The following is a 17,909-nucleotide window of genomic DNA, read 5'->3' as shown; positions in this document are numbered from 1 at the left end:
TTTATTACTTATTCATTTTTTCAGCAATTCTTTTCTTCTTATTGCGCTCGTAGATTACTTCTACAATCTTACCCCCGATCCAGGAAAAAGGAAAGAATGTAAGGAAAATAGAAATTTTATAAAATGTAGGATGATAAGGAAAAATAATTACATCCAGCATTGCGATAAAGAGCATAATAAAACCGATCAGAATAGCATAGGCTACTTTAGCATATTTAACGATGATTGCAGTCGCAACTCCTCCTATTGTAGTTCCCAGTCCGGAAATAAACAAAAGGAAGCCGAAGAATGCCTTATCGTCTTTCATGCTGAAAAGAAACCTCTGCCAGTGCTCAAACGGAGCAAAAGCCTCAAAAGTTACCCATTGCGGAAAAGCCCTTATACCAAGAGTGATTATAAGCCCTGCAATACCAAGGCCTATCAGAACCGCAATTGTATTTCTTATAAAGTTCATTAATCCTGATGTGCAATCATAGAAATTTCGATATCCACATTTTTAGGCAAGCATGAAACCTGTACTGTTTCACGGGCAGGATAGCTTTCAGAGTCCAGGTAAGAAGCATAGATATCATTCATTACAGCGAAATCATCCATATTCTTTAAGAAGATTGTAGCTTTTACAACGTTTTTGAAAGTCATGCCGGCTTCAGTAAGGATCGCTTCAAGGTTTTTCATTACCTGGTGCGTTTCTTTTTCAATTCCTTCAACCAATTTTCCAGTTGCAGGGTCCACAGGAATCTGTCCGGAGATATACAAAACCCCGTTTGCCATATTAGCTTGTGAATAAGGCCCGATAGCTGCAGGTGCATTAACTGTGTTGATTACTTGTTTCATATGTGGATATTTAATTTTTTTTCTAAATTCATAGACTGTCACTGCCTTTTAAATTCTTCGGTATTCGAATCTGCCGGCAGTGGCTGCATCAGAAATTCTTTTGGTTGCAAATATAAAATTTATATTCACAAATGCCAATCTGATATTAGAAAGGCGCATTAGGCTGGGTAAAGCTTCTGTCTTTGTACTTCAGTGCATCACTTAAGATATTGGCTTTGATGCCGATAAAGAAGTCGTATACTTTATACTGTCCGAACGGAACCCAGTTGAAATTGATTGTAAAACTTCGCTGATCTCTTGAAAAACCAATTCTTGTATATGCCAATTCTTTGGTCACCATATCATAATGGGTACTTCCGTTAATATTCCAGTAAGGCGTCAGCTTGATGCTGCCATCTAATCCTAGGGATGCAATTTTATTACCAAATCTGCTCAGTCCTTTAGAATATGCGTAATTGGCGCTGATATTTAAAGTCCATGCCTGATCAAAATGTGCATAATGATCATCATCAAAATAATAATTTTCATTTCGGACCTCTCCCTTAGAAGAATACTTTTTGGCATAATCTGTTTTTTCTCCAAAAATCTCACTGCTTAAAGGATAAGATAACTGAACGTTGAATCCCTGTACACTGAAGTGCCCGAACTGCTCTGTTCTTATTCCTGTGTCCTGTCCTGGTAAGAAATCAATCTTATAAGGTTCAAGTGCAAGACTGGTATTAACCGTTAATTTATTATTGAAAAAAGAAGACTGCCCGTTGATTGAAAATACAGACCAAGGGTGGTCTTTAGCTGCGAAATTATAGCTTCCCGCAAGGTTTAAGGATTCAAAGATTTTGATTTTCTTCACTCCTGTAGAATCGCTCTTAGACTTTATTTTCATCTCGATATTGTTACCAATATTGAAACCTAAAGCTCCCTGCATTCCGCTTGACGGACTTCCGATAATCCCTTTTTCAAAGATAGAATAAGGCGTCAATGCTCCTGTAGCATTATAATAGTTTCTATAGTATCCGAAATTAGGACTTGAGAAATCCGGAGAATATGTGAAGCTTACACTTGGAGTCATCATGTGTCTTACAGCTTCCACCGCTGAACCTTTTTTAAACTTCAGCATTCCGTACAATGTAGTCTGAAGACTGGCTGAAGTAGAGAATGTAGAGTATCCGCTAAAATTTTTCTGAATCTCATCAACAGTTACATTTTTTACAGGATCATAATACCTGTTCAGTGTTTTTGTAGTCAGAGCATTGTCAATATTGGCACTTAAGCTGAATGTAAAGTATTTAGCCACCGTTGTATTGGTTGCCAATGCGATATTATTTTTAAGTCCGGTCTGCATTTTATCCCACATTTCTTTTTTAAACAGCTCATTTTCCTGAGTATTTACGAAATTGGTAAGGTTAAATCCGGTATTTACCGTGATATTTTCAAGAAGTCCCTGTCTGATCCCTGTTCTTGATTTAAACAGATAGAACTGATTGATCGCTACGTTCATCTGTGGAAGACGAAGGTCTGCCAATCCCGTTGCAAAGTTCTGAGAATAAGAAGCTGTTCCTGTAATAGTCATCGGAAGCTTCAGAAATCTTTTGGTAAGGGTTACCGTAGAGTTCTGCTGGGTATTCAGTACATTCTGGTTGAAAATGTAATTGTTGTTAAGCGGGTTATTATAGAACTTGGTACTTACAATATCCACAGAAGCACTGAATGTAAGGAAAGGATTGGCTTTAGAATCCTGAGAGTGGGTCCAGTTGATTCTGTATGTACTGTTTTTGGTATAATCATCCAGACCTTTAATTCCTCTTACCATGGTACCAATATCTGCCGTAAAGTTTCCTGAGTAACGGTATTTCTTCTGGTAATTCACCTGAGGACGCAGGTTCCAGCTTCCTTTGGTATAAATGTCTGCTAAAACTTTAAGGTCAAAGTGTTCCCCGATAGGCTGATAATATCCTATCCCGTTCAGGAAGAAACCTACATCTTCCCTTTCCCCGAAACTCGGGATCAGAATACCTGCAGCTCTTTTATCAGAGAATGGTAAAATGGCAAACGGAAGATAAAGGGGTGTAGGAACCTGCTCAATAAACATCTGGATAGGCCCTGTTACGATCTGGGATTTTGTTTTGGTTTTAATCAGCTTAATATTATAAGCTCTCATAAAGTAATCCGCTGCCGTATCTTTTTTCTTGATAAAATAATCATCCGTTGTATAATCCGCTTTTCTCATCGCGAATACGGAGTCATTGTATTTTTTTGTTTTCTGTGCTATAATTACTCCTTCACTTTCTTCTGTTCTTGCATTGAAAGCGATAGCCTGTTTCGTTTTTGTATTATAGCTGAACTCGTTGGTTTCGTATTTTTTTCCGGCCTGTGTTGTAATGACAGGTTCAATAATCTTTCCCAATGAGTCCTGTTTTCCTCTGGCGTAGATCAGGTTTTTGTTATCATCAATAGAGATATAATCTGCATCAATCTGCATATCCTGGTATTTTACCTGCGCATTTTTATTCAGGAATGTCATTTTTTTCGGAACATCTCTCCTCTGATCGTCTGCTTTTGTACGAAGAACATCATTTAAAGCTTCCTTTTTTACAACTATGGTATCCTTTTTGGAAATAGTATCATTAACCGCATTTTTAGGCAATTTTTCAGGAGTTTTCTGTGCTAAAAAATTGTTAAAAATTAGGATAATTAAAATTTGTAATATATTTTTGAAGACGGTTTTGGCCAATTTTATACTATATAATTAAGGCCCAAAATTAATATAATTTTTATAACTGTAAGATGCACAAACAAAATTTTAAAATAATTTTATCATTTCTCCTTATCCTTGCCAGTAACTTTATTTTCTCTCAGAAGAAGTTTACGATCGTTTTAGATGCCGGACACGGAGGAAGTGATCACGGGGCCAACAGGACCTATTCCGATATCGGAAGAATTGCCGAAAAAGACATTACACTTGCTATCACCTTAAAAGTGGGTGCCATGTTAGAAAAGAACAAGGATTTCAAAGTAATTTATACCCGAAAAATAGACGAGTATCCATCTCTTTCCGACAGGACCAACCTGGCCAACAGGAGCAAAGCAGATCTTTTCATATCTATTCACTGTAACTCTTCCCAGAGACCTACAGCTTATGGTACAGAAACTTATGTACAGGGACCCAACCAGAATAACGAAAACCTGGAGGTAGCCAAAAGGGAAAATGATGTGATCTTCCTGGATGAAAAGGATAAGCAGATCTTTGGTTCTTATAATCCTGATTCCCCGGAATCTCTGATTGCTTTGAAACTTCAGCAGAGTAAATATCTGGAATCAAGTCTTCTTTTGGGAGGATTGGTGGAAGATAACTTTGTAAATAAGGACAAAAGATCTTCAAGAGGAGTATTCCAGAAAAACCTTCACGTTCTGCGTATGAATGCGATGCCATCTGTACTGATAGAAACAGGATTTATCAATCATCCTGAGGAAAGTCACTATATTGCTTCTGACAAAGGACAGACTGAGATTGCAGAAAGTATCTACAATGCTGTTATTGACTATAAAAAAGCAATTGACAGAAAATCCGGAGGTTCTATTGCTGTCAGAAAACCTGAGCCTGAAAAACCAGCAGAAGTTCCCCTGAAAAATGACTTCAGAATCCTTCTGATGAGCTCTCCTATGAAATACAATGAAAATGATCCTGCACTTAAAGGTCTGAATTATATTCTTACCCTTAAAGAAAACGGACAATATAAGTATTACTATGCTGTGACCAATCTGGCGTCTGTAAAAGATATTAATCTTAAGACCGCCAAGGATGCAGGATTCAGAAATGCTTTTGCTGTTGGATTTATGCCAAATCAGAGAATCAATATGGGTTATTATACAATAGAAGTATATGCCGGAGATAAGCTGAATGGTAATTCTTATATTCTTCAGAATCTGAAAGATGTGGAAAGAGAAAAAGACAATGGAGTATTCTATTATACCTATGGAAAAGTGTACACATTAGAAGATGCAGTGAAGCTTCAGAAGGAGCTTGAGGCTAAAGGCATCAAAAATACAGTGATACAAAAAGTCTACAAATAAATCCGGAAATAATTTTGAAGTTAAAAAGTTAATTATTACTTTTGCAACCTCAAAATTTGGCCTATTCGTCTAGTGGTCAGGACTCAAGATTTTCATTCTTGCAACAGGGGTTCGATTCCCCTATAGGCTACGAAAATATAAAACCTTTAGCTATGCAGTTAAAGGTTTTTTTATGGGCTGCTTTTTCTCATTTTCCCATTAAAATCTTCTAAATACATTTCAGATGGCGTGATTGTAATTAAAATATTGCAGTCAAATGATAGCAGACAACAATACTGAAAATTACTATAATCATATTAAAACTACATTTACTTTTTGCCTGAAAAAGGTATTCTATATATGTTATATGTAACAAAAGCATTATATTTGCAAAAATTTTAGCCATAGTTGGTCACACAATATGGTCACACTGATGAAAAATAATATTGATAAATCATTGTTTGTAGTTTGCTACAGGCTATCAAATTTTATATCATGCCGGATTTAAAAATACAAGAAGCGAAATTGCTTTTTAAGAAAATCCACTCTAACCCAAAAAGTTATGATTTACAAATCAATGAAGACGGGATTACAGGCAAAGATGATAAAATCAGTTTCAGACTTTACAGGACTGGAGAAAGGGTTGCTTTTGAAGTAACAATTGACGGACTTACTTTCACCAATACTACTGGAGAATGGAACAATGCACTGATCATGCTCGGAAATACGATCAAAAAATTAGAAAAAGAACAAGAAAATTTAAAAATAGAACAGGCAATAAATAAACTCAGAAAGTACCTATCAGAAGAAAATTAATTTTTTTAAAAATAAATTTGGTAGTTTAAAAAAAAGTTTATAGTTTTGCACTCACATTTAAACGATATGGCAAATCATAAATCAGCACTAAAGAGAATCAGACAAAACGAAACTAGAAGACTTCGTAACAGATATTACCACAAGACTGCTAGAACAGCTTTAAAAGCTTTAAGAAATGAAGAGAACAAAGCTGCTGCTACAGAACAATTGCCAAAAGTTATCGCTTTATTGGATAAATTAGCTAAGAAAAATATTATCCACAAAAACAAAGCGGCTAACTTGAAAAGCAAATTAACAAAGCACGTTAATAAATTAGCGTAACAATATAGCCGGCCCGTTCGTCTATCGGTTAGGACCTCAGATTTTCATTCTGGTAAGAGGGGTTCGATTCCCCTACGGGCTACTTACATCTTGAAAAACCACTGTATAACATCAGTGGTTTTTTAAAGACAATGTAGTAAAGCTATATAAAACATAACTAACCGGCCCGTTCGTCTATCGGTTAGGACCTCAGATTTTCATTCTGGTAAGAGGGGTTCGATTCCCCTACGGGCTACAATAAGAGTTGATACTTATAAAAACAAAAACTAACCTATTACTCCGGTAATAGAAGATAGAGGGCCCGTTCGTCTATCGGTTAGGACCTCAGATTTTCATTCTGGTAAGAGGGGTTCGATTCCCCTACGGGCTACAAAAGGACTTTTTCGGAAGTCCTTTTTTCGTTTTCATACATCTATATTCAGCTATTATTTCAAACTATAGATAGATGGTAACTTCTGGATATCTTCTGATCTCAGATTACGCAATAACTTTCTCAATTATCATTCCATTACTCAAACCAATAATGCTATTTCATTTTCAATGAGAAAGCTATATTAAATTTCATTAAAAATATCACCATTTGTGGAAATATTATTTTCTTTTTACTCCTATTATACTTATATTTGATTAAACTATTCACTGTAAAATATGTAAAGCGCAATAAAGAAAACCTGTTTATTAAATTGTAATTAAAAAATTTAATCGTAATAATATAAGTACGATATATTTTTAAACTGCGTATTTTTCATTCATTTTCAAAGTGATACGAAAAGAAAACCACTATTAAATAAAATAAATTCATAATCACAAATATCAATAAATTATTAACAAATCACACAAATATGAAATAAATTAGCCAACATAATCATTTTATTTATAAATTTACAAAAAAGCTAAAACCCAAAATTTTCTACATATGAAAACTTATTTATTACTTAGCCAACGCGCGATGAAAGCCGCAATTTTGGCATCGTTCTTATTTTTAACAAGCGCAATGTCTTTTGCACAGATTGTAAAAACTTATGCAAGCAGTCAGACCAATCAGGTCCTTGGAATATGTCTTGGTTGCGGTGTATTGAATCCACAGAATGCTGTAGGGAGCAACGAGAATGACTACTCTACTTTGCAAGTTTCAGTGGGGCTCCTGGCGAGAACAGAGCAGACATTGATCTTCCCTACTACCAACATTGCAAATAATACCAATAAGCTTGTTCTGGCGATTGGTTCAAATGGCACGCCTTTATCTGCTCAGGTGTTAGGTGGCGTTTCTATTGAAACATTTAATGGAGATGTTTCCAATAATGATTACAAAACGCTTGACACACAAATTATCACCCTTGGCGCAGGAGATCCAAGCAAAGGTGAAATTGAGCTTACAATGAACATCCCTTTTGACCGTATTAAAATTAATGTGAATTCAGGATTATTGAATATTGGTGGTGAACTTAGAGTATACTATGCTTATCAGTACAAAGATCCATACATCAATTTTATGGCTCATAACCAAAACGGACAGTTTACTCTTGATAAAAATATTTCAACAGCCGGTTCAGAAGTAACGCTTACGAATACTTCAGGAAAAGAGGTATTCCGTTCCAAGCTGACATCAAATACTTTTGAAACCAAGCAGCCACAGGGAGTATACATTCTGAACATCACTACAAAAGAAGGAAAAACATATTCTAAAAAAGTGACCATTAAGTAACAAAAAATACATAATAGATCGGGCCCGGCAAGCTTAAAAGCTTGCCGGGCTTTTATTTACAATTCATGCTTATAAAAAACCCTGACCAATTTGGCCAGGGTTAGACTAACAAGATTAACTATCTAAATAGTTATTAGTTTTTGATAACTTTTTGCTGATATACCGCTTTATCTGTTACTGCTTTTACAATATAAATCCCCTTTGGAAGAGCACTTACATTGATTTGCCCATTATTCAGCTGTGCATTGATGACTCTGCCCGAAGCATCATAAATGGAAACATTCTGAATTTTCTCATGTGTTTTTATGGTAAGAATATCAGTAACCGGATTAGGATAGATACTGAACTCAAGTTTCTTCACCTCAGCAGTAGCTAAAGTGGACGTTGTACTAGTTACCGTAAGTGTCTTCTCCACTAATTTACCGTTAGAGTTAAAGCTGATCACAATATCAGATGTTCCTGAAACCAGTGGTGTCAAAATAAGTTCATCATTATTATTAATTACTGCAGAAACGGCTGTAGGATTGCTGTTTGATTTTATAGTTTTAACAACGGATACCGCCATATTGTCTGCATCAGAAATTACTGATTTCAGATCGATTGAAGTCGTATTTGCTGCTGTAATCTGTGAAGGTAAAATATTGCTTACAACAGGAACCGAATTATTGGTAAATACCGTCAACGCAGGGAACCAATAATAATCATTCAATGTTTTGGTATTGGTAAGCGTTCCGCTCATATTGTAGGTATGAATCCAGTTTTTCTGGAAGTGTGCACCATACCCGCTTTCTGTGGTATTCAGAACAAGTTCACCGGTAACTGGGTTTACACGAAGAGCTGCCCCATAAGGAATTTGCTTAAACTGTCCTGTCTGTCCCGGAATTGCGGCAAAGTTTTCATTAAACGTTTTTGTTGTAACATCAAATCTTACAATCTGTGTTCCTGAACTAAAGCTGCTGATTGAATTAATCCAGTATAAAGCATTTTCTTTGCTACTCGCTGTAAATCTACCTGCATTCCATGCTCCCCAGTCCCCAATGTATTTAGTGGTAGGAATATTGTAAACCTGTGTTGCAAAAGTGGTAGGGTTAATGCTGATCAGCTTCTGATCCTGAATTCCCCATACACTCCCGTCTTTAGCCTGAACTACTGAATAGAATCCTCCGGCAACAGTGCTCACGATGGTATCCGTATTGGGATCGATTACTAAAATTCCGACACCCTGCTTTACTGCAAATACATATTGTGAAGTACGGATCATGTTTCCAATCTGGCCGGTCCCGCCGGTTCCGGCAATCAGAGAACCTACCTGCAGATTATCAATATTGAAAAGGACAATTCCGGTAGAAGTACCGATATAACCTTTATGTACATTCACCCCTACAAAAGATCTTCCATCACCACCTCCGATGTTATTAAATCCTGCAATTTTCTGCATGGTCTGCGCATTGGCAACAACCAGTCTTCCACCCGGAGTATACTGAGTATCTCCTCCATCGGCAGCCTGCTTTGATACGAAGTAAAATTTATCCCCGTAGATTGTTCCATATTGTGTAGTGGCACCGAAAGCCTGGTTATTATTGGCATTACTGTACACTCGGTAATTGATCTGACCATTATTGTCAATGAAGTTTACAGAACCGTTGGTATGACCAAACCATTCTTCGTTCACCATAAAATATCCGTTGGTATAGTTCGTAGAAGCTATATATGGAGAAACCGGAGTAATGGTAGAGGAAACAGGTGTTTCATTAAATCCTACATTGAAATTCCATACATCCCATGAACCATTTTGCAATGTACGTGAGGAAGCTCCAACACTGGAATATCCGAAATCTGCATCAGCCGGATTTTTCACCCAATACGCCCAGTATCCGTTAACGGTCCATCCTGACTGCCAGTGATCATTGGCAGCGTCTACAATTGTATAGCTGTCAAAATCATAAGCCGTTGTGTTTACAAAACCGTTTACAGGATATAACGGATATGTGGTATTTCCGTTTTTAATGAGAGCATTGGTACCTTGACCGTTAAGATCAAAACCTATTCCCCCGACTGCTGATCCGAACTGTGTTCCCTGATACAGCAATGTGTACAGCCTGTGATCTGCTTTAGCAATGGCTTTCAGCATGTCTTCTCCTGTGGCATTTCCATCCCATTTGAATCCCCAGACCATAGCATCAGGATTTTTAGCGTCATTCCACTGTACTACAAAAGCAGCCTGGTTGGCTCCTGATCCTACCCAATACTGAATATCAGAAAAACTGATCGTAGTGGTATTAAGTTGACTGATCCCTGAAATATCATTTCTGGGTACACCCTGAACTTTTATCTGTGCATTGGATAAACATGCAAACAGAAAAAGCATCATAAAAAGATAAAACTTTTTCATTTTTTATTAATTTAAATAGATTGTATTATTGACTTATTATTTAAAATGTAAATCGTAAGCTCCTGCCACTTCTGTAGAAACTTCTCCAAGCCAGCCGGCTTCCTGATTGACTCCTGTATATATTTTCATAAAATCAATTCCGGGAAGTTTTACATATTTTCCGCTTCTGTCTACTGCCCAGGAAATATCGATATTGGAAGCTTCATCATTATTCGGAGCATTATCAGCATATCCAAACTCATACGATTTTCCTACCCAATAGGAACCGTCTCCATTCTGATCGAAGAAATTATTTGCAAGCCTTGTTCCCGAAAAGCCGTAAGAACTATCGGTAAACCACAAAGGATAATAGCTTTGTGCGTGAAAGGTATTTTTGGTTTTAAATCCCTGATTCCCCAGATTGTCACTCCACCTGATATATTCCACATCCGTCTGCCAGAATTCAGTTCCGGCTACAGGTGTTTTATTTTCGTTAGGTTTATAATAGGTTATGCTGTAATCTTTTACGGTTGTGTTTTTAAAATATTCACTGCCAGCAATTTCATACCATTCATCATTATCCGGTTTCCCATTTTTATTTCTGTCGTAGGCTACCATAATAATTCCCGGTTCGCAAGATCCAGAACGTTGATCCGCGGCATCATTTCCAAAGAATGCATTTCCGAGTATTTTAAAATCACGTCCATTTAAATTCGGAATGGTATGATCAAAACCGAACACTACATATCCTCCATATCCTCCCAGGCTGATCATGGTAGAATTTCCTCCCACCAAAGATTCATTGGCTTTCTGAAGCATATTCGCAGCAGTATTTCCTGGTAAATATTCCGGGATTTCATTCATGAACTGCCCTACCGCAGGACGGAACTCCAATACTTTTGAAATGTATTTACTATAAGGTGTTTTTTCTTTGGTAACAATGATTTTAGAATGAAAAACCTGTTCGTTTCCTTTACTGTTAATCTTTAAAGTCAGAGGATAAGCATCTGCATTCAGACTTATAAATTCAAGCTCAGGGTTTTGAGAAATAATAGAATCGTTAATACTCCACGTAACCGATCCTGATGCATTCGTAGGAATACTTAATACTTTCAAGCGTTCAATAGTGTAAGAATCATCAAGCCCTTTAAATATAAATTCATCTTCGTCATCGTGTTTACACGCTATTACTCCTATAAGGAAGCATGATAGGATTCCGGCTTTTAAATAAGTAAAGCTATTTCTGTTCATTTCTTTAATGTTTGGTTATTTGTATAAAAAAGCGAAATGGGCAGGGATATTTCCCCCTTCCGTTTTCCATTTAAAGTGTCCGTTTTTATCAAAGCAGTACACAAATCCCATGGAAACGTAATTTCTGGCATCTGTGATGTAGATATCTTTTGTAATGGGGTTTACGGCTATTCCGTAAGGGGTTTTAATAGCGGTTTCATATTCTTTATCAAAAATACTGTTGGCGATGATCTCTTCTGTTTTCACATCAATGATCCCGAATGATTTTTTATAGCTGTGGGTATTGTAATTGAATTCATTGCCGTAGAAATAGAGTTTATCATTAACAATTGTCATTTCACTGATTGAGAGATGAAAATTTTTCTTGACAGCTCCTGTTGATGCATCTATTACATAAAGGTTGGAAGGAACATTATAATAGTCTCCTCTGGAGCTCACATACAGATCACCGTAATTGTCTTTTTTAATGTGATGAAGATTAATGGCAACTTCTATTCTTTTAATTTCTGTAAAAGTATTCAGATCGACTACGGAAACTGTATTGTCATAATCAGGCGCTTTGTATCCTCCGGAATTGGCTACAAATAATGTATTTCCTACAATTTCCATTTCTTCAGGCTGGTATCCTACTACAACTTCACGCTTGATAGTGAGAGATGTTGTGTCAATTTCCACTACTTTTCCTTTTGGGGCTTTCGGGTTAATCGCTACCGGGCCGGCATAGCTGCTGGCATAAGCTTTCCCGTTTTTGAAAGTAAGATATCTGCAGTTTTGCAAAGGAATTGAAGTAATACGTTTCGCGGTTCTGGCATCCAGCACTTCAATTTTGTTGGAAACGTTAACAACAATATAGAGTTTGCTACCATAGATTTTAATATCATTTCCCACATCTCCCAGTTCTTTTACCACATTGGGATTGATTTCCGCATAAATATTTCTGAAATAAGTTCCCTTCGTATAATCAAAAAAATCGAGGGTACATTTGTTACTTCCCATATTGCCCTCATTCAGCATATAAAAACCTTTTATGGCTGTATTTTCTGAGGGAAGCCCTTCCACCACTTCCTGGCGTACAATAATATCATCTGTACGGCATGACGTAAGAAAAGCTAAGACAAGAAATAAAAAATAAAAGTTTAGTTTTCTCATAGGGTGAAGTTTAGAATTAGTTTAAAGTTTCTTCCGGGCATCGGATAATTGATGACCACATCATAGTATTGATTGAAAATATTATTCATCTCAAGGCTTACTTTAAATTGATGATTCGCCCAGTTGAATTTTTTCTGAACAGAGAGATCATGCGTATACCAGGGCTGCACATAATTGTACTGAATATTGTCCTGGTTCACATCATATCTTTCTCCCACGTACATTGCACTGTAATTGAAACTCCAGTCTTTATAATCTGCCATCAGACTGAAAGATCCGCTATGCCATGGTGTGTAAGGAATCTGATTTTTGTAGAAAGTATCTTCAGGATCACTCACATCTCTTGCACTCTGATAAGTATAGGAAAGCAAAGGTCTAAGAGTTACTTTTCCCAGCTGAAGTTCTGTCTGTACATTCACATCAGCACCAATGATTTCAACCATTCCAAGGTTCATCATCAGCCAGCGGAACATGCTTCCGTTGGGAGCGGCTACAATTTTATCCTGTACTTTATTGTAGTAACCATCTACTTTAGCATAAAAGGTTTTAAAGAAACGATTGGTATAATTCTTCTGATAGGTAAATCCAAGGTCATACTGATTGGTAAATTCAGGTTTTAAATACGTGTTCCCGATATTGGTATAATACAGATCATTAAAGGTTGGAAGTCTGAAGATTCTTTTATAAAATGCTCTAAGGGTAAGCTCAGGAATGATCTCCGGCTGATAACTCATAAATACGGCTGGCGTCCATTCTCTGGCATCTCCCGGCCTTTTGTTTTTCCTTACTTCTTCAAATGTAAAGGTTCCCAACAGGCTTCCCAGAATTTTGAATCTGTTCCACTGATAGGTTGTTGCCAGGGCTACCAATGTGGTATACCGTGTAGGATAAGAAAAGTTATCCAGATTAGCATCCAGATTATTGTACTGAAAATCCCCACTCAGACTGACATCCCAATTGGGAGTAATTGAATAAATATTAGATGAAGAAAGATAAAGCTCCCTTTGAATATAGGTGTTATCAGTATGAATAATAGACTGCGAACGAACCGTATCCATAAAATGGGTATAATCATAAGCGAATTTAGCTTTTAGCTGAGTTTCGAATTTCGGGAACAGCTTTTTCCTAAGATTGGCCTGTACAAAATAATTCTCATCGGAAAGTCTCGCTCCTCTTCCTCCAAAACGGCCATTCACAATGGGAGCCGGCATTCCACGGTCTGAAATATAACCATACCCTCTGATATTCCAACTTCCGTTATTTAAAGTTCCGTTGAGAGAAGTTTCAAAACGTTTTGCTTTGATATCTGAGTCCTGTCTCTTTGCGATGGTATCATATGCCTGCTGGCCGTCCGGGTATTTCTTGGCATACCGGAACCTGTAAATTCCGTCACTCTGCATAAATTCTCCGCTGAAGCTGGCAGAAACTCTGTCTGAAATCTTCTGTTCCAGCCTGAATGAAGGATTAAAGAGATCTATGGAAGCACTTTTGGCTCTTATCACAAGATTGGTTTTTCTTGTTCCTTTAAACAGAGGAGTTTTAGGCTGTAAATAAATAGATCCTGAAGAACCGAAATCTTTTGCAGGTTGAAAAATCTCACTTTTCTGTCCGTTGTATAATGATATTTCTTCAAGATCATCCAGAGAATATCTTCCGAGATCAACAAGTCCGTTCTGGGCATTCCCCAATTGAATTCCATCATAGAAAACCCCTACATGCTGGCTTCCCATACTCCGGATATTAATGGTTTTTAAACCACCTAATCCGCCGTAGTCTTTAATCTGGACACCTGAAAAATACCGTAAAGCGTCAGCAACAGAGTGACTATTCAACCTTTCCAGCTGCTCGCCTTGTAATGTTTGTGCAGGAAGGATTTCTTTAAAATTCTTTTTATAAAGATTGATTCCTTTAATAGTCTCCTCCTGAAGACTGTCTTTTTTCTTAGTTTGGGAAAACAAAAGCTGAGATGTTAACACCAGTATGGTGAAAACAGCTTTATGAATTGCAGAAGTAGTTAGTTTTGCCACCATTAGCTCATTTAGGATAATGATGACGCTAATGGATATAAGAATACAACGATAAAGCACAGCTGTCACTGCACAGAATCATTGATGTCCTAAGCTTTATTCCACGAAAGCGTCAAACGATTATTATCTGGCAGGTCTTCTGACTTACTCCATTTTTGAAATCCTTCCCATTCCTAAAAACAGTGGATATATTCTTCAAAAACTTTGGTGCGGAGCTTACAGCAGCGGGTCTGTCCCGGATTTGCACCGGATTCCCTTTTAAGAGCTTTTTACGGCTCACCAAATTCCGGCAAAGATAAATAATTATTCCTAATACCCAACTAAAATCATGATTTATAAACAATTAAAGCTCCCGAAGGAGCTTTAACATGATTCAACAAGAGTTTCTTTTTAAATTCCAATATTCAGAAAAATACTGAATCTTGATTTGGCTTCAATATCTCCTCCTGCCAGATGAGTGTACATGGGAAGCATGATTTCACTTCCCAGGCTCAGCTTTTTGTAGGAAGCTTCAAAGCCTAATTTTCCGTACAAGGCACTTCCTGCAGTATTCGGTAGCGCTTCATCAAACTGTTTATTCTGAGCATAAACTTCTCCCTGAACTCCGGTTTTTACAGAGAATATAGATTTTTCGTTTTCGGCAACCTGATAAAAACCTGTCGCAGCATAGTTCCATTGGTTGCCGAAACGGTAATTTTTCTTGTTCTCTGTTTTGATCGTATAGTCTGTATTAACCAATACTGCTACCTTATTTTTCTGAAATTTGTAATTCAAAGCGGCCTGATAATCCCAGCTTCCGGTCCCCAATTGAAAACTTGGATTGACACCGGATGCTCCTTTCTCATCAAATTTTCCCAGAGGAATTTTCACACCCAAGCCTCCGCTCAGATGATGGAAATTATCTTTAGAACTCATCAGCTGATAAATTCCCATCAGATTCAGGTCTCCTATCCCATTGATTTTAATATCTCCCTGCATCGTTTTCTTTTCATGGAAATGGAAGGGCAGACTCGCATAAACACTCAGTTTTTTCGTCAATGGAATCTTCCCCCAAAGCTGCAGGGTATTAAAATAATGATCCTGCGTAAGGTCTTTTACAAATAAATTCTCTTTGGCTTTGTAATGCTGGGCGAAGTATTTGATTCCAATAAACTGTGGATTCAGCAAAGATTCAAAACCGGAAGATCCGTTTCCTGCAGCACAACCACAAGCATCACAATCATCATCAAAATCGAATCTGCTAAAGGTCTCCGGAGTGCTATAAGCACTGTCTCTTATGGTTTTTGCCTGATACTGATTCAACAGGATCAAACTTAGTATCATTATAATCTTCTTCATGTTTCTATAAATTATTCTGCAAATTTTGAATTGGATATAAAACTTTTATCCGATAATGTTTTCAGGAATGCAATGATCGATTGTTTTTCCTGACTGTTCATGGCAATTCCTACATGACCGTTCTGTTTCAAACGGGGATCAAGATTGGGATTATCTTCCACCTGATCTGAATAGAAATTGAGTACTGCTTCCAAAGTGTAAAACCTTCCGTCATGCATATAAGGTGCAGTATATTCCACATTTCTTAAACTTGGAACCCGGAATTTCATCCAGTCGACCTGATTGAGAGTAACCCTGTAACGTCCGGCATCCTTGAATTCTGTATTGTAATACATTCCTGTATTTCGAAAACTTTCATCAGTAAATAGTTCTCCGCTATGACAGGAAGCACATTTCTGATTAAACACTGCCATTCCCTGAGATTCCGTTGCTGTCAGCTGTTCTTTTCCCTGTCTGAATCTGTCATATTTTGAATCTGCAGAGATTAAAGAAGCCATAAACTGTGATAATGCCTTTAGAATTCTTTCACCGGTAATGGTTTCGTCTCCATATGCTTCTCTGAACAGTTTTTTATATTTCTGATCGTCTTTTATTTTCGAAATGGCTTCCGGTATAGAGCTGTCCATTTCGTTCACGTCGGTAATCGGGCTGATGGGCTGTTCATTCAGATTATGAATCACACCGTCCCACATATATCGTTTCAAAAAAGCCATATTCTGAATAGGTGGAGCATTCCGGATTCCTATTCGGTCATCCACGCCATGGCTTACAGTATGGCCGTGGTGGGTAAAAGCATTTTCCTGGATATGGCAGAAGCCGCATGAAATGGTATTATTCCTGGAAAGCCTGCCTTCATAGAAGAGTTTTCGTCCCAGCTCCACTCCGTTTTTTGTCACCGGATTGGCTGATTGATTAAAAGTCATTTCCGGAAAATAAGACGGAAACTGCAGGTTGTAGGCTTCATCCTTTTCCAATGGCTGGATTACCTCATCGGAACATGAAATACAGCTTAATACAAATACAAGCAGAACCAGTATCGTTTTGATAAAAAAATTAATCATTGTGAACGTGGTCTACTTTGAACATTTTTGTAAGATTATTGGTAACGTCTACCAGATGCTGGTTTGAACCCATCAGCATGTCATTGGCTGCAGTAAGAGTAAGTGCTTTATCTCCGCTCAGAAATTGGTTCAGGTCCGCCAGAATGTGAACAGATGGACGAATCTGTCCTGTAACTCTTGCTGTTGTAGGAAAGCTCAATGTGATTTCCCGATAAAGGTCCGGTGTATTATTGGCTGCAGTATTGCCCATATTTCCGGTATGATTCATGAATTCTTTAGCTGGAGCATCCGTACCATATTTCCCTTCCAGCTTTACAAAAACGTAGCCGGCAGCCCATGACCAGGACATTCCTTTCTGCTTGGCTTTCGTCCAGAATTCAGCCTGCCCGTCCTGGCCTAATAAGTAGGCTTTCTGACTGATTCCCAATCCGAATCTTATTTTTTTATAATTGTTTTTCGGAATACCATCCAGATTAAGATAGATAATTCCGGCTACGGCATCTGCCTGATCGACAATAAATGCACCTTTATCAGGATTGTTTTCATTGTATTTAAACTCGTTTCCGTTCTCGTCTATCAGTGCTATATTACTGATGACGTATTTCAAAGCAGAAAAATTATGTTTCTGACCGTTGGAAGAGGTCTGAACAGTCTGATTCAGGACGATGTCTCCTACGTTATTAAATCCGTTTTCAAACTTGATCTGAAGTTTTCCGGGCGTAGTATCCTGTGAATTTTCGTCATCCCTGCTACTTTCGCAGGCTGTAAAGGATAATAAAATAAAGGCACTAAAGAATAGTGATAAAAATTGAGAAATTTTCATTGTTGATTTTTTAAGTTGAATTAATTTGAATTGCTGCAACAGCATCGTTTTTACTGTAAAAGGCACAAAAATTCCCACACTTAAGCTATATTAAGTGATAAGCTTTATGCAGAATAACAAGAACACTTAAGCTTTTAAAAATCAAAGATTTATAATTTAAATA

General features: G+C 37.3%; 14 protein-coding genes, 4 tRNA genes and 1 riboswitch. Of the genes, 8 read left to right on the top strand and 10 right to left on the bottom strand.

Translation table 11 applies throughout. The features are described from left to right. Positions 1–4: 4 nt before the first annotated feature. The 3 genes from EL165_RS18095 to EL165_RS18085 all read right to left on the bottom strand — a co-directional run bounded on the left by EL165_RS18095 (position 5) and on the right by EL165_RS18085 (position 3,565). Positions 5–454, bottom strand: coding sequence for a hypothetical protein (locus tag EL165_RS18095; RefSeq protein WP_002983085.1), 450 nt, complete (start codon positions 452–454; stop codon positions 5–7). Further along, a complete protein-coding gene (locus EL165_RS18090; protein ID WP_041461978.1) occupies positions 454–834 on the bottom strand; it encodes a RidA family protein in 381 nt (126 codons plus the stop codon). Before EL165_RS18090 ends, EL165_RS18095 begins: the two co-directional genes overlap by 1 nt. Before the next feature lie 145 nt (positions 835–979). Then, on the bottom strand, positions 980–3,565 hold the full coding sequence (locus EL165_RS18085) for a putative LPS assembly protein LptD (protein ID WP_002983081.1): 2,586 nt from the start codon (positions 3,563–3,565) through the stop codon (positions 980–982). A gap of 53 nt (positions 3,566–3,618) precedes the next feature. Between EL165_RS18085 and EL165_RS18080 the strand changes: the two genes are divergently transcribed. The 8 genes from EL165_RS18080 to EL165_RS18045 all read left to right on the top strand — a co-directional run bounded on the left by EL165_RS18080 (position 3,619) and on the right by EL165_RS18045 (position 7,726). Further along, entirely contained in the window at positions 3,619–4,905 is a 1,287-nt protein-coding gene (locus EL165_RS18080; RefSeq protein ID WP_002983078.1) for an N-acetylmuramoyl-L-alanine amidase family protein, read from the top strand. Positions 4,906–4,963: 58 nt separating this feature from the next. After that, positions 4,964–5,035: transfer RNA gene (locus EL165_RS18075), tRNA-Glu, on the top strand. 344 nt (positions 5,036–5,379) lie between these two features. Then, a complete protein-coding gene (locus EL165_RS18070; protein ID WP_002983076.1) occupies positions 5,380–5,700 on the top strand; it encodes a hypothetical protein in 321 nt (106 codons plus the stop codon). 66 nt (positions 5,701–5,766) lie between these two features. Then, complete coding sequence (rpsT, locus tag EL165_RS18065; RefSeq protein WP_002983073.1) at positions 5,767–6,021, top strand: 30S ribosomal protein S20; 255 nt, start codon at positions 5,767–5,769, stop codon at positions 6,019–6,021. A gap of 10 nt (positions 6,022–6,031) precedes the next feature. Continuing rightward, positions 6,032–6,103, top strand: a tRNA-Glu gene (locus tag EL165_RS18060). Between the two features lie 81 nt (positions 6,104–6,184). Further along, a tRNA-Glu gene (locus EL165_RS18055) sits at positions 6,185–6,256 on the top strand. Between the two features lie 63 nt (positions 6,257–6,319). After that, positions 6,320–6,391 (top strand) — tRNA-Glu (locus EL165_RS18050). Between the two features lie 546 nt (positions 6,392–6,937). Next, entirely contained in the window at positions 6,938–7,726 is a 789-nt protein-coding gene (locus EL165_RS18045) for a T9SS type A sorting domain-containing protein (RefSeq protein WP_002983071.1), read from the top strand. Positions 7,727–7,859: 133 nt separating this feature from the next. Here the strand turns inward: EL165_RS18045 and EL165_RS18040 are convergent, their stop codons facing one another. From EL165_RS18040 to EL165_RS18010, 7 genes are all read right to left on the bottom strand, one after another. Beyond that, entirely contained in the window at positions 7,860–10,118 is a 2,259-nt protein-coding gene (locus EL165_RS18040) for a DUF5074 domain-containing protein (protein WP_002983068.1), read from the bottom strand. A gap of 36 nt (positions 10,119–10,154) precedes the next feature. Then, complete coding sequence (locus EL165_RS18035; protein ID WP_002983064.1) at positions 10,155–11,348, bottom strand: hypothetical protein; 1,194 nt, start codon at positions 11,346–11,348, stop codon at positions 10,155–10,157. Between the two features lie 15 nt (positions 11,349–11,363). Continuing rightward, on the bottom strand, positions 11,364–12,497 hold the full coding sequence (locus tag EL165_RS18030; protein WP_002983061.1) for a YncE family protein: 1,134 nt from the start codon (positions 12,495–12,497) through the stop codon (positions 11,364–11,366). Next, on the bottom strand, positions 12,494–14,527 hold the full coding sequence (locus EL165_RS18025; protein ID WP_002983058.1) for a TonB-dependent receptor plug domain-containing protein: 2,034 nt from the start codon (positions 14,525–14,527) through the stop codon (positions 12,494–12,496). The genes EL165_RS18030 and EL165_RS18025 overlap by 4 nt, the downstream gene beginning before the upstream one ends. A 109-nt stretch (positions 14,528–14,636) precedes the next feature. Further along, a riboswitch (cobalamin riboswitch) is annotated at positions 14,637–14,823 on the bottom strand. Positions 14,824–14,914: 91 nt separating this feature from the next. Next, positions 14,915–15,862: a transporter gene (locus tag EL165_RS18020; protein ID WP_002983054.1), complete on the bottom strand. Its 948-nt coding sequence runs from the start codon at positions 15,860–15,862 to the stop codon at positions 14,915–14,917. An 11-nt stretch (positions 15,863–15,873) separates the two neighbouring features. Next, the gene (locus EL165_RS18015) at positions 15,874–16,923 is read right to left on the bottom strand and encodes a cytochrome-c peroxidase (RefSeq protein WP_002983051.1); all 1,050 of its coding nucleotides are present in this window, start codon (positions 16,921–16,923) and stop codon (positions 15,874–15,876) included. Further along, entirely contained in the window at positions 16,916–17,746 is an 831-nt protein-coding gene (locus EL165_RS18010) for an MbnP family protein (RefSeq protein ID WP_050791176.1), read from the bottom strand. The genes EL165_RS18015 and EL165_RS18010 overlap by 8 nt, the downstream gene beginning before the upstream one ends. Positions 17,747–17,909: the final 163 nt, after the last annotated feature.

Origin of the sequence: Chryseobacterium gleum (assembly GCF_900636535.1) — a bacterium.
Lineage (GTDB): Bacteria > Bacteroidota > Bacteroidia > Flavobacteriales > Weeksellaceae > Chryseobacterium > Chryseobacterium gleum.
The sequence above is the reverse complement of the archived record's forward strand: the minus strand, read 5'-3'. Positions and strand labels throughout refer to the sequence as shown.

Coding starts and splice junctions, on each gene's coding strand:
- EL165_RS18095 (WP_002983085.1), bottom strand. CDS start 454: ATGAACTTTATAAGAAATACAATTGCGGTTCTGATAGGCCTTGGTATT.
- EL165_RS18035 (WP_002983064.1), bottom strand. CDS start 11,348: ATGAACAGAAATAGCTTTACTTATTTAAAAGCCGGAATCCTATCATGC.
- EL165_RS18040 (WP_002983068.1), bottom strand. CDS start 10,118: ATGAAAAAGTTTTATCTTTTTATGATGCTTTTTCTGTTTGCATGTTTA.
- EL165_RS18090 (WP_041461978.1), bottom strand. CDS start 834: ATGAAACAAGTAATCAACACAGTTAATGCACCTGCAGCTATCGGGCCT.
- EL165_RS18010 (WP_050791176.1), bottom strand. CDS start 17,746: ATGAAAATTTCTCAATTTTTATCACTATTCTTTAGTGCCTTTATTTTA.
- EL165_RS18025 (WP_002983058.1), bottom strand. CDS start 14,527: ATGGTGGCAAAACTAACTACTTCTGCAATTCATAAAGCTGTTTTCACC.
- EL165_RS18045 (WP_002983071.1), top strand. CDS start 6,938: ATGAAAACTTATTTATTACTTAGCCAACGCGCGATGAAAGCCGCAATT.
- EL165_RS18080 (WP_002983078.1), top strand. CDS start 3,619: ATGCACAAACAAAATTTTAAAATAATTTTATCATTTCTCCTTATCCTT.
- EL165_RS18020 (WP_002983054.1), bottom strand. CDS start 15,862: ATGAAGAAGATTATAATGATACTAAGTTTGATCCTGTTGAATCAGTAT.
- EL165_RS18030 (WP_002983061.1), bottom strand. CDS start 12,497: ATGAGAAAACTAAACTTTTATTTTTTATTTCTTGTCTTAGCTTTTCTT.
- rpsT (WP_002983073.1), top strand. CDS start 5,767: ATGGCAAATCATAAATCAGCACTAAAGAGAATCAGACAAAACGAAACT.
- EL165_RS18015 (WP_002983051.1), bottom strand. CDS start 16,923: ATGATTAATTTTTTTATCAAAACGATACTGGTTCTGCTTGTATTTGTA.
- EL165_RS18070 (WP_002983076.1), top strand. CDS start 5,380: ATGCCGGATTTAAAAATACAAGAAGCGAAATTGCTTTTTAAGAAAATC.